Annotated in this window: 10 protein-coding genes; 7 read left to right on the top strand and 3 right to left on the bottom strand. The window is 72.0% G+C overall.

Annotation, left to right across the window (positions count from 1 at the left end; all coding sequences use genetic code 11):
- Window positions 1-94 precede the first annotated feature (94 nt).
- Window positions 95-721 carry a TetR/AcrR family transcriptional regulator gene (locus STRAU_RS35805; RefSeq protein ID WP_016645280.1) on the bottom strand — a complete coding sequence of 209 codons (627 nt, stop codon included), beginning with the start codon at window positions 719-721 and terminating at the stop codon, window positions 95-97.
- Window positions 722-877: 156 nt separating this feature from the next.
- Here STRAU_RS35805 and STRAU_RS35800 point away from each other — a divergent pair, with 156 nt between their 5' ends.
- The 7 genes from STRAU_RS35800 to STRAU_RS35775 all read left to right on the top strand — a co-directional run bounded on the left by STRAU_RS35800 (window position 878) and on the right by STRAU_RS35775 (window position 7,563).
- A complete protein-coding gene (locus STRAU_RS35800; RefSeq protein WP_016645279.1) occupies window positions 878-3,091 on the top strand; it encodes an MMPL family transporter in 2,214 nt (737 codons plus the stop codon).
- A gap of 100 nt (window positions 3,092-3,191) precedes the next feature.
- Window positions 3,192-3,359 carry a hypothetical protein gene (locus tag STRAU_RS44290; RefSeq protein WP_016645278.1) on the top strand — a complete coding sequence of 56 codons (168 nt, stop codon included), beginning with the start codon at window positions 3,192-3,194 and terminating at the stop codon, window positions 3,357-3,359.
- Between the two features lie 85 nt (window positions 3,360-3,444).
- Window positions 3,445-3,579: a hypothetical protein gene (locus STRAU_RS44285; protein WP_259300084.1), complete on the top strand. Its 135-nt coding sequence runs from the start codon at window positions 3,445-3,447 to the stop codon at window positions 3,577-3,579.
- A 167-nt stretch (window positions 3,580-3,746) separates the two neighbouring features.
- A complete protein-coding gene (locus STRAU_RS44280) occupies window positions 3,747-3,875 on the top strand; it encodes a DUF397 domain-containing protein (RefSeq protein WP_016645276.1) in 129 nt (42 codons plus the stop codon).
- Between the two features lie 9 nt (window positions 3,876-3,884).
- Window positions 3,885-4,565, top strand: coding sequence for a DUF7019 family protein (locus tag STRAU_RS35785; RefSeq protein WP_016645275.1), 681 nt, complete (start codon window positions 3,885-3,887; stop codon window positions 4,563-4,565).
- A complete protein-coding gene (locus STRAU_RS35780; RefSeq protein WP_016645274.1) occupies window positions 4,566-6,584 on the top strand; it encodes a HEAT repeat domain-containing protein in 2,019 nt (672 codons plus the stop codon).
- A 556-nt stretch (window positions 6,585-7,140) separates the two neighbouring features.
- Window positions 7,141-7,563, top strand: coding sequence for a hypothetical protein (locus tag STRAU_RS35775; protein WP_037664135.1), 423 nt, complete (start codon window positions 7,141-7,143; stop codon window positions 7,561-7,563).
- Between the two features lie 66 nt (window positions 7,564-7,629).
- On the opposite strand, the gene acnA is transcribed toward STRAU_RS35775, so the two are convergent.
- Together acnA and STRAU_RS35765 are read right to left on the bottom strand one after the other, a co-directional pair.
- Window positions 7,630-10,347 (bottom strand): aconitate hydratase AcnA, encoded by a 2,718-nt coding sequence (gene acnA, locus STRAU_RS35770; RefSeq protein WP_037664133.1) that lies wholly within the window; start codon window positions 10,345-10,347, stop codon window positions 7,630-7,632.
- A 168-nt stretch (window positions 10,348-10,515) separates the two neighbouring features.
- The gene (locus STRAU_RS35765) at window positions 10,516-11,577 is read right to left on the bottom strand and encodes a LacI family DNA-binding transcriptional regulator (RefSeq protein ID WP_016645271.1); all 1,062 of its coding nucleotides are present in this window, start codon (window positions 11,575-11,577) and stop codon (window positions 10,516-10,518) included.
- Window positions 11,578-11,831: the final 254 nt, after the last annotated feature.

Raw genomic sequence — 11,831 nt, 5'->3', positions numbered from 1 at the left:
GAAGCGCGCTCGACGACGGCGCGCAGGCGTTTACCAACCGAAGCGTGCAGGCTTTACCCACCGCGGCGTGCGGGCGTTTACGAGCAGGCGTGTTCTAGCGGCAGTCGCCGTTTTCGAGCACCGCGAACGCCGCGCGCAGGAGCCGGTCGATCTCCCCTGCCGTGCGCCTCTCCTCGGGGAGCGCCGAGTGCGCGAGGAGGGCGCTGCGCAGCGCGGCCACAGCGGCTCTGGCGTACACCGAGGAGCGCAGCCCGGCCGCCTCCCGGGCTTCGCCGTCGCGGCCGGGATCGTCGGCCGCGAGGCGCTCGCGCAGCGCGTCGGCGACGCCGTCCTCGAACTCGAAAAGCACCGAGCGGGTGGGGCGGGGATTGGTGAAGAAGCGCGCGGGCTCGCCGCTGAACAGAATGCCGAGGCTCGTCACGCGCGTGTCGGCGAAGGCGAACAAGGCATTCAGGACCGCGGTGAACGGCGGCTCGCTCATGGGGCGTTCGGCGATATGCCTGCACAGCGGCGGAATGATTTCGAGCACTTCGCCGAGAACCAGGTCTTCCTTGGACGGGAAATACCGGAAGAACGTGCGCTCCGTGACACCGGCGGCCACCGCGATGTCGCGCACGGTGGTCCCCTCGAAGCCGTTCTCCTCGAAGAGGCGCAGGGCCGCCTCCTGGAGCGCCTTGCGCGTGCGCTCCTTGTGCCGCTCCCGCCGTCCGACCGTGGTCACAGCGGCAGTCTGGCACACGCGTCCGCAAAGTGTCACCCCTGACACTTCCGCTACGCTGGCAAACCTGTCAGTCATGACACTTTGTCGGCGCGGCCCGACGCCCGTATCGGACCGGCGCCGACCAGCACTGTCCTGCCCAGGAGCCCTAGGAGCGCCATGGCCTCTCTGCTCGCCCGGCTCGGCCGCACCGCCTTCCGACGCCGCCGCCTCGTCCTGTCCCTCTGGCTCGCCGTGCTCGCGGCCGCGATCGCCTGTCTCACCGCCTTCGGCAGCGGGCTCGACGACGAGTTCTCCATCCCCGGCTCGGAGTCCCAGCGGGCCCTGGACACGATGGCCGAGGAGTTCCCCGCGGCCGCCGGCACCAGCGCGCAGCTCGTCTTCACCGCCCCCGAGGGCAAGAAGGTCACCGACGCCCCGTACGCCGCCGTCGTCACACGCACCCTCGCCGAGGTCGGGCGCGCGCCCCAGGTCGCCGCCGTGGTCGACCCGGCCGCCGCGGGCACCGTCTCCGCGGACGGCCGCACCGCCCTGGCCCAGGCCCAGTACGAGGCCGACCGCTCCGCGCTGCGCTCCGACGCGCTGCCCGCCCTGGAGAAGGCCGCGGACCGGGCCTCCGAGGACGGCCTCGAAGTGACCGTCGGCGGCAACGCCTACGGCAGCGGCGGCGTCTCCGTCAGCGCCAAGGAGGCGGTGGGCGCCGTCGTCGCGCTCGTCGTCCTCGCGCTCACCTTCGGCTCGCTGCTCGCGGCCGGGATGCCCCTGCTCTCGGCCCTCGTCGGGGTCGCGGTCGGGCTGTGCGGGCTGCTCGCGGTGACCGGCGCCGTCGGCATCTCGTCGACCGCGGTCACCCTCGCCCTGATGCTCGGCCTCGCCGTGGGCATCGACTACGCCCTGTTCATCCTCTCCCGCCACCGCTCCCAGCTGGCCGACGGCATGGACCCCGAGGAGTCCGCCGCCCGCGCCAACGGCACCTCCGGCAGCGCCGTCGTCTTCGCGGGGCTCACCGTCGTCATCGCCCTGGCCGGGCTCGCCGTGGTCCGCATCCCGTTCCTGACCGTCATGGGCCTGAGCGCGGCGGCCACCGTCCTGGTCGCCGTCCTCGTCGCGGTCACCCTGCTGCCCGCGCTCCTCGGCTTCGCGGGGACACGCCTCGCGCCACGGCCCGGCTCCCGCGCCGCACGCCGCGCGAACGAGGCGGAATCCGCGCCCACTTGGGGTGAGCGATGGGTGCGGACCGCCACGCGCAGGCCGCTGCTCACCGTGCTCGCGACCGTGGCGGCCCTCGCCGCCGTGGCCGTGCCCGCCAAGGATCTGCGTCTGGCCCTGCCGGACAACGGCTCGGCGCCGTCCGGCAGTTCACAACGGCAGACGTACGACACCGTCAGCGATGCCTTCGGGCCCGGCTTCAACGGCCCTCTCCTGGTGCTCGCCCAGCCCTCCGGCCACGACGCGGCCGCACCGCGGGGCCGCGAGGCGGCGGCGCGGATCGCCGCCGAGCTGAAGCAGGAACCAGGCGTGGCGGCCGTCTCCCCTCCCCGGCCCGCCAAGGGGTCGGCCGACGCCATCATCCAGGTCGTGCCGGAGACCGGACCCGACGACGAAGCCACCAAGGACCTCGTCCACCGGCTCCGCGACCGCGCCCCCGAGCTGCACGACCGGACCGGCGCGGCGGTCTCCGTGACCGGGAGCACCGCCGTCGGCGTCGACGTCTCCGACCGCCTCGGCGACTCGCTGCTGCCGTTCGCGGCAGTGGTGGTGGGCCTCTGCCTCCTCCTGCTCCTCCTGGTCTTCCGCAGCCTCGTCGTACCGGTGAAGGCGACCTTCGGCTTCCTGCTGTCCGTGGCCGCGTCCTTCGGCGCGGTGGCCGCCGTCTTCCAATGGGGCTGGCTCGCCGACCAGTTGGGGGTCGCCCGCACCGGGCCGGTCGTCAGCTTCCTGCCCATCGTCCTGATGGCCGTCCTCTTCGGGCTCGCCATGGACTACGAGGTGTTCCTCGTCTCCAGCGTGCGCGAGGAGTACACCCGCACCGGCCGGGCCCGGGACGCGGTGCGGCTCGGCGCGCGGCACGCGGCCCGCGTGGTCACGGCGGCGGCCCTGATCATGTTCGCGGTGTTCGCGAGCTTCGTCTCCATGGACGACGCCATCGTCAAACCCATCGCCTTCGCCCTGGCCTTCGGCGTCCTCATCGACGCGTTCGTGATCCGCATGACCTTCGTACCGGCTGTGCTCGCCCTGGTCGGGGACGGGGCGTGGTGGCTGCCGCGGTGGCTGGAGCGGGTGCTGCCGCACGTGGACATCGAGGGGGAGAAGCCGGCCCCTGGGCCCGCTGCGGCCGGAGACGTACCGGAACCGGAACCTGCCCGGGGGTGAGGATGCCCGTATGGGGGTGAGCGCGGCCGGGGACTCATTTCGGGGGACGGAACCGTCGTACATGAGACCACCGCGCGCACCCGCGTCCACACTCGCACCCATGACCACAAACCGGCAGGGGCACGCGACCGAGGAGACCTGGATGTTCCCGCCTGCGGACGGCTGGACCTTCGACCAGGTCAAACACTTGGAACTGCCCTTCGACTGGGAACTTGCGGACGGAGTGGTCGTGGTTCGCGAGAGGACCCCCCGGCTCCCGTCACGATGACCGCATCCTCACGCCCGCGCTCTTCGCCGACGCCAAAGTGGCGTGCTACTGGCGTGTGGAGCTCGACCGGGACAACCGTCTCGCAGTGCACGAGTACTGGCAGCACGCCGAGACCCGGACGTACATCCCCGCCCCCATGCACCCCGTGCACCACGACAAGCTGAGCACCGAGCTGCCCTTCCCCGTCGAGATCGATCTCGCCGCACTGCTGGAGTTCTGACCGTGCGAAGGCGGGAGGCGGGGCCCCCGCGCCGCGCCACCGTGGAAGCCACCTGATCACCGTTGCCGGACGAGGTGGCGATCCTGGCCCACAAGTGTGCGAAGCTGCCGTCGGAGGCCCTCAACGTCGAGGACACAAAGCCCTGTTGGACGGTTGCTAGGAGAGCGATGAGCGGCAGCACCGCGCTTGAGCGGTTCAAGTCCAGCTACAGCAGTGGCGAGGGCGGCGCCTGCCTCGAAGTCGGCCCCGCCGCCTGGGCCGCCTTCCTGGCGCTCCCCCAGCGGCCCCGCGCCTGACGGCCGCGCATGCGGTACTACCTCTACGTCTCCACCGCCAAGGTGGACATGCTGTACGGGCAGATCCCGCCCAAGCTGCTGCGGCGGCTCGCCGTCGAGGCCAAGGTCGACCTGAAGGTCGTGAGCGTGGCCGTGCAGTCGCCGCGTGCCGACACGAGTACGTACGACCGGCTCGACCTCGTAGAGGCTTATCTGGACCGGGAGTTCGACGTCAGCTGGATGTCGGAGCCCTCAGCCTGGTTCCGGGGGGACCTGGGGCTGCGGATCGCGGGGTACGGCGGCGACGCGAACGGCCCGACGCTCATGACGGGCCGCGACGGCGACACGGTCGTCGCGCTCATCGGGTCGGCGCACCACCTGATCGGCTATCAGGCGGCGCCCGACATGCACCGGGTCGGCTTCTCGGGGCTGCCGTCGATCTTCCGGCTGCTCCAGGACACGCCGCCCGAGTGGGAGGGCCAGTTCAATGTCCGCTCGCGGTTCGCGATGCCGGATCGAGAGAGCGTGACGCACGACGTGCTCCGCGTCGCCGAGTCGTTGACGGTGCCGCCGATGTACTGCGAGTTCCTGGCGCGGCAGTTGATGCGCGGCACCGTGACGCAGGAGGACGGACGGGAGCTGACGATCGTCGTCGGGACACCGCTGTACGTGGCGATGTCGGACCGGGTGCCCGAGGGCGGGGTGGCCTGAGTGGAGCAGGCGTCGTCGGTCGCCGATCTGGTGCGCATGCGCATGGACGGTGATGTCGCGGGTCTGTGCCGGGCCACGCGGTCGGAGGTTCTTGACGTCCGCCTGAGCGCCACCGAGATGCTGGGCGGCAGCACGGGTTCGCCGGAGGCCGTCGAGACGCTGTTCGCCTGCCTGCGGCGCGGGCCGCGGTGGCAGGCCGCCAAGGCCCTGGGGGATCTGCGGGAGCACGGCGCGGTTCCCGAGCTGCTGCGGATGCTGGCCGAGTCGCGTCACAGTCGCGAGCAGCTGGACGAGCCAGTGGTCGACGCCCTGGTCGCCATCGGTGGACCAGAGGTAGTGCGTGGACTCGTCGATCTGTGCGACCAGTTGGCGACCGGCCGCGGATACTGGACGGTGCGGGTGCTCGACGCGCTGGCCGCATTGCGTGCTCCGGAGGCCGTGACTCCGCTCCTCGCCGCGCTCTGGAAGTACTTGCCCGAGCGCGCGGAACGCGTGGTGCGGACGCTCGGCGCGATCGGGGACCCGCGCGCCGCCTCCGCCCTCCTCGTCCTCGCGCACTCCCCCGCCCCGGGCACCCACCTGCGCCGGGCCGCGGTCACGGCGCTGCACGCGCTGCCCGACGCCGACTGGCCGCCCACACACCAGTGGCCGCCCGTCGAACAGCTCCTCCGCCCTCCGCAGCTCGACCCGGACCCCGAAACGGCACGCCTCGCGACCGCCCTGCTCGCCAGGACCGGGGACGGCCGGGACCACCTGTGGGACGTGCTCCGCCGGGCGTCACGCACCCCTCACGATCCCGAGGCCCCGCCCCACGCCGTGGCTGCCGTCTGCGCCCACATAGCGGCAGAGCCCGACCTCTTCGACGTAGACGTACCGGAACGCGACGAGCACCGCGCCCTGCTCCGGCACCACCTGCGGGAGTCGAAGGCACCCACCGTGCGCCGGGCCGCCGCCGGAGCCCTTGCCTCGTACGCGGGAGCCGAGGCGAGCGAGGCCCTGCTGGCGGCGCTGGACGACGCGCCCCTCAGCGACACCGTGGCGGACCTCGTCGCCCGGCTCCCCGAGCCGCCGCTCCGAAAGCTCCTGGACCTGTTCACCGGCACGGACCTCTCCGTGGCCCAACGGTGCGGAGCAGCACGGGCGTTGGGGGCCATCGGGCACCCGGTGGCCGCCTCGGAACTGCTGTCCGCCCTGGCGGACGACACGGCCCCGACGGCGGTACGCACGGCCGTCGTGGACGCGCTCGGCGCCCTACGGCTCCTGGAGGCCGCCGCGCCCCTCGCCACCCTGGCCGACGACGAGGAGGAACCCGGCACCCTGCGCGCCCGCGCCGTGCGCGCCCTCGGCCTGATCGGTGACCCGGACACCCTGCCGGTGGTGCTCGCCTGCGCGCGCTCGCCGCACGAGGCGGTGCGGGGGCGGGCGGTGGCGGCATTGGGCGGGTTCCCCGTGCCGGAGGCCGCGCAAGCACTCGGGGAGTTCGTCACGCTCAGCGCCGAACCACACGGCACCGAGCCCGATATCGCCCGTGCCGCCCTGCACGCCCTGGGCCGGATCGGCGCCCCGGCGCTGCCCGTCCTCGTCGCGCTCGCCGACATCGCGGACGACCTGAGCGAGGACCTCGCCGACCGGCTCGTCACGGCGCTCGCCGTCCGCCCCGAAGCCGAGGCGACCGCCGTCCTGGGCCGGCTCGCCACGTCACCCCCGACACGGAAGGCCATGTCCACCAGGCCCGGCGAGGGACGGCTCGCCACGTCACGCCCGGCGCGGGAGGCTGCGTCCGCCGCCCTGAGCGAGCGGGCCACCCCCGAGTGCGTCGCGCCCTTGGCCGCCGTCCTCGCCACGGACATGTGGCTCGGAATCCGCGAGGCCGCCGTACGCGCCCTGCTGAAGATCGGCACCGACGAGGCGCACGAGCACGTGCTGGCGTTCTGCCGCGCGGCCACGCACTTCTACGGCTGGCACATCGAAGCCCTGGACGTCATCGCCGAGGCCCGCGGAGTCCGGCTCGGGCCGTAGCCGACCCCTCAGGCCGCCCGCGGCGCCGGTGCCGCGCCCGGTCACCTCGTCAGGTACGTCGCGCGCGCCGGTCAATCCCCAGAACTCGGGATACCAGCCGACCCCCGCTCCTGCGAGCTTTGCAGCACGCAAGAACCAGAGCGGGAGGACCACGGAAATGACGCGATGGACGGCCAGACGCGCATGGCGGCCGATGCTCGCCGCGGCGGTCGGCGCCTGCGCCTTCATGGGCACGGCCGCACCGGCCCCGGCGGCGACGCAGGGGCCGGAGGGCTCGGAGGCGGCACCCGCCGCCTCCGGATATCTGAACCTGCACCAGTGCTCGTACTACGCGAGCTCACTCGACGACCACTTCAGCACGTTCGTGACCCCGAGCGGCGACGGCCGCTACTCCACCGGCCGGCGACGGCCGCTACTCCACCGGCACGAAGCGCTCCGCCACGGCCGACACGAGGGCCGACTGCGGCCCCGGCAACGACAATCACGTACCCATCCCGCTCCTGCACGGCGTCAAGGCACTGGACCTCGCCGCGGGGCGCTACCTCAACCTCCAGCAGTGCGACTACTACCGGAGCGCGAGCACCGACCGCTTCACCACGCTGGTGACCCCGAGCGGCGACGGCCGCTGCCCCCGAGCGGCGACGGCCGCTACTCCACCGGCACCAAGGTCTCCAACACCCCTGAGACCAGGCCGACCTGCGGCCCCGGCAACGGCAGCCACCTACCCAACCCGGGGCTCTCGGGCGCCAAGGCCCTGGACCTGAACGCGGGCCGCCACCTCAACCTGCACCAGTGCGTGTACTACTCCGAGCGGCTCAAGAGCCACCTGACCAGCGTGGTGACGGCTCCCGACACCCGGTACGCGACCGGGACGAACGTCTCCAACACCGCCGACACCAGGCCCGTCTGCGGCCCCGGCAACGGCGACTACGTCCAGATCCCGCTCCTGTCGGCCGTCAAGAGCCTCCCCTTGGGCTGACCGTACGAACAAGAGGGCCGCACCCCCTGCCCTGGGGTGCGGCCCTCAACTCGTGTGTGCCGTCGCCTACTTGCGGATCAGCGAGCGCAGCACGTACTGCATGATGCCGCCGTTGCGGTAGTAGTCCGCCTCACCCGGGGTGTCGATGCGGACGACCGCGTCGAACTCCACACCGGTGTCGGTGGTGACCTTGACCGTGCGCGGCGTGGTGCCGTTGTTCAGCTCGGTGACGCCGGTGAAGGAGAAGGTCTCCTCGCCGGTCAGGCCGAGGGACGCGGCGGACTGGCCCTCCGGGAACTGCAGCGGCAGGACGCCCATGCCGATGAGGTTCGAGCGGTGGATGCGCTCGTACGACTCGGCGATGACGGCCTTGACGCCGAGGAGCGCGGTGCCCTTGGCGGCCCAGTCACGGGACGAACCGGAGCCGTACTCCTTGCCCGCGAGCACGACCAGCGGGATGCCCTGGTCGATGTAGTTGCGGGAGGCGTCGTAGATGAAGGAGACCGGCGCGTCCTCCTTGGTGAAGTCGCGGGTGTAGCCGCCCTCCGTGCCCGGCGCGATCTGGTTGCGCAGGCGGATGTTGGCGAACGTGCCGCGGATCATGACCTCGTGGTTGCCGCGGCGCGAGCCGTAGCTGTTGAAGTCGCGGCGGGCCACGCCGTGCTCCGTGAGGTACTGGCCGGCCGGGGTGTCGGCCTTGATGGCACCGGCCGGGGAGATGTGGTCGGTGGTGACCGAGTCGCCGAGCTTGGCGAGCACGCGGGCGCCCGCGATGTCGGAGACCGGGGTGGTCTCCATCGTCATGCCCTCGAAGTACGGGGGCTTGCGGACGTACGTCGACTCGGTGTCCCACTCGAAGGTGTTGCCGGTCGGGATCGGCAGCGCCTGCCACTGGGCGTCGCCCGCGAAGACGTCCTGGTAGGACTTGTTGAACATGTCCTCGCCGATGGCGTTGGCCACGACGTCGTTGACCTCGGCCTCGGTCGGCCAGATGTCCTTGAGGAAGACCGGGTTGCCGTCCTGGTCGGCACCCAGGGCCTCGGTGGTGATGTCGATCTTCATCGAACCCGCGAGGGCGTACGCGACGACCAGCGGCGGGGACGCCAGGTAGTTCATCTTGACGTCGGGGTTGATGCGGCCCTCGAAGTTCCGGTTGCCGGAGAGGACCGACGTGACCGCGAGGTCGTGGTCGTTGACGGCCTTGGAGACCTCCTCCGGCAGCGGGCCGGAGTTGCCGATGCAGGTGGTGCAGCCGTAACCGACGAGGTTGAAGCCGACCTTGTCCAGGTACGGGGTCAGGCCCGCCTTGTCGAAGTAGTCGGTGACGACCTTCGAACCCGGGGCGAGCGTGGTCTTGACCCACGGCTTGCGGGTCAGGCCCTTCTCGACGGCCTTCTTCGCGACGAGCGCGGCGGCGACCATCACGTACGGGTTCGAGGTGTTGGTGCAGGAGGTGATGGCCGCGACCGTCACCGCGCCGTGGTCGAGCTCGTACGTCGAGCCGTCGGGGGCGGTCACGAGGACCGGGTTGGACGGGGCGCCGTTCGGGGCGACGGCCGGGGCGTCGGAGGCCGGGAAGGACTCCTGGCCCGCCTCGTCCACGCTGTCCACGTAGTTGCGGACGTCCTGCTTGAACTGCTCGGCGGCGTTCGCGAGGACGATGCGGTCCTGCGGGCGCTTCGGCCCCGCGATCGACGGAACGACCGTGGAGAGGTCCAGCTCCAGCTTCTCGGAGAAGTCCGGCTCGGCGGCCGGGTCCAGCCAGAGGCCCTGCTCCTTGGCGTACGCCTCGACGAGCGCGACCTGCTGCTCGTCACGGCCGGTCAGGCGCAGGTACTTCAGGGTCTCGTCGTCGATCGGGAAGATCGCGGCGGTGGAGCCGAACTCCGGCGACATGTTGCCGATGGTGGCGCGGTTGGCCAGGGAGGTCGCGGCCACACCCTCGCCGTAGAACTCGACGAACTTGCCGACGACGCCGTGCTTGCGCAGCATCTCGGTGATCGTGAGCACCAGGTCGGTGGCGGTGGTGCCCGGCTTCAGCTCGCCGGTCAGCTTGAAGCCGACGACGCGCGGAATGAGCATGGAGACCGGCTGGCCGAGCATCGCGGCCTCGGCCTCGATGCCGCCGACGCCCCAGCCGAGCACGCCCAGGCCGTTGACCATCGTGGTGTGCGAGTCGGTGCCGACGAGGGTGTCGGGGTACGCCTGGCCGCCCCGGACCATGACCGTGCGGGCCAGGTGCTCGATGTTCACCTGGTGGACGATGCCGGTGCCCGGCGGGACGACCTTGAAGTCGTCGAACGCGGTCTGACCCCAGCGCAGGAACTGGTAGCGCTCGCGGTTGCGGCCGTACTCCAGCTCGACGTTCTGGCCGAAGGCTTCCGCGGTGCCGAACTTGTCGGCGATGACGGAGTGGTCGATGACCAGCTCGGCCGGGGAGAGCGGGTTGACCTTCGCCGGGTCGCCGCCGAGCGCCTTCACGGCCTCACGCATGGTGGCGAGGTCCACGACACACGGGACACCCGTGAAGTCCTGCATGATCACGCGGGCCGGCGTGAACTGGATCTCCTGGCTCGGCTGCGCCTGGGAGTCCCAGCCGCCGAGCGCGCGGATGTGGTCGGCGGTGATGTTCGCGCCGTCCTCGGTGCGGAGCAGGTTCTCCAGGAGAACCTTCAGGCTGTAGGGAAGGCGGGCGGAGCCCTCGACCTTGTCCAGCTTGAAGATCTCGTACGACTCGTCGCCCACGCGCAGCGTGCTGCGGGCGTCGAAGCTGTTCGCCGACACGACAGTCTCCTTCATATATGTGCGCAGTCCACCGCATCCTGCCGCCACAACTTCTCGCCCATCCGCTAAGGTAAGGCTAAGTTAGGTAACCCTTACCGTCAGACTGGCGATGCGTACGGCTGCGGCACGCCTCGGCAGATATCTCGATGTCGAGATAACTCTAGTACATCACCCGCCGCCGCGACGAGGCGCGCCCCGCTGCGCCCTGCCCTGTGACGAAGCCCGCACGCGGAGTGCCGCCGGGACCGAGGTGGGTCCGGGCGCCGGCGGGTGCGTGCCCTCGACCAGGGCGACCAGGCGGTCCACGGCCGCGCGGGCCGTGCGTTCCGGGTTGAGGCTCACCGTGGTGACGGGAGGTTCGGTCTCCGCGTACCCGGGATCCTCGCTCGCGCACACCAGCAGCAGATCCTCCGGGACGCGCAGGCCGTGGCGGCGCGCGGCGGCGAGGAGCTGGCGGCCGCCCGGGTCGTACGCGGCGTAGACGGCGTCGGCGCGGTCGGTGCGGGTGCCGGTGCCCGTGCCGGTGTCTCTGCCGGTGCCGGTGAGCAGGTCGTCGAAGGCCCGGCCTTCGGGGTCGGCCGCGTCGAACGGCACGGCGCGCGCCGCCACGGCGTGTTCCGCGCACCACTCCTCGTACGCCGCCGTCACCGTGCGGGCGTACGACTCGGCGCCACTGCCGGACTGCAGGGCGATGCGGCGGGCGCCCGCGGCCGTGAGGTGGTCGAGGACCTCGCGGGTGGTGGCGGTGTGGTCGTTGTCGATCCAGTGGTCGCTCGCGCGTACGTCGCCGGGGACGCCGTCGAAGACGAGCGGGATGTCGCGGGCGCGCAGGGCGCGGACCATCGGGTCGCCCGGCGGGCTGTCGACGATGAGCATGCCGTCGACGGCGAGCGTGTGCCAGGCGGCGTCGGCGACGCGGTCGGCGGGCAGCGTGGTGAGCGCGTAGCCGTGCGCGTGGGCGGCGGCGGTGGCCGCGGTGACGGCGCGGGCGAAGTAGGCGATCTCGGTGTAGTTCCAGGGGCCGGGGAAGGTGGTGACGGCGATGCCGAGCGTGCGGGTGCGCGATCCCCGGCGCGGGGCGCCGTAGCCGAGGGCGGTCGCGGTCGCGCGGACGCGGCGCCGGGTCGCGTCGGACAGGCGGCCGGTGCCGTTCAGCGCGTGCGAGACCGTCGCGGTCGACACCTCTGCGGCGCGCGCGATGTCGGCGAGGGTGGGTCCGCTGTCCGGCACGCGGACATCGTACGGACGGGGATCGGGGGTGGGAGGTGCGGAATTCGTCGTCCGGGGTGGGTTCTGGTTAACGGGTTACTCACGGAAGGTGCGGGTCACCACCCAGCCGACGCCTGTGCCTTGGAGTGACCATGTCTGCCGAGCCGTCCGCACCGCCCGCGCCGAAGCCGCCGTCCTCGTCCGTCGCCAGGCGCAGCCTGCTCGCCGCCGCCGGCGCGGTCGGCGCCACCGGACTCGTCGCCGCCACCGGCGCC

The organism is Streptomyces aurantiacus JA 4570 (assembly GCF_000414115.1).
Classification (GTDB): domain Bacteria; phylum Actinomycetota; class Actinomycetes; order Streptomycetales; family Streptomycetaceae; genus Streptomyces; species Streptomyces aurantiacus_A.
This window is presented reverse-complemented; position numbering and strand designations above follow the sequence as displayed.

Coding starts and splice junctions, on each gene's coding strand:
- STRAU_RS44280 (WP_016645276.1), top strand. CDS start 3,747: ATGAGCGGCAGCACCGCGCTTGAGCGGTTCAAGTCCAGCTACAGCAGT.
- STRAU_RS35800 (WP_016645279.1), top strand. CDS start 878: ATGGCCTCTCTGCTCGCCCGGCTCGGCCGCACCGCCTTCCGACGCCGC.
- STRAU_RS44290 (WP_016645278.1), top strand. CDS start 3,192: ATGACCACAAACCGGCAGGGGCACGCGACCGAGGAGACCTGGATGTTC.
- STRAU_RS35785 (WP_016645275.1), top strand. CDS start 3,885: ATGCGGTACTACCTCTACGTCTCCACCGCCAAGGTGGACATGCTGTAC.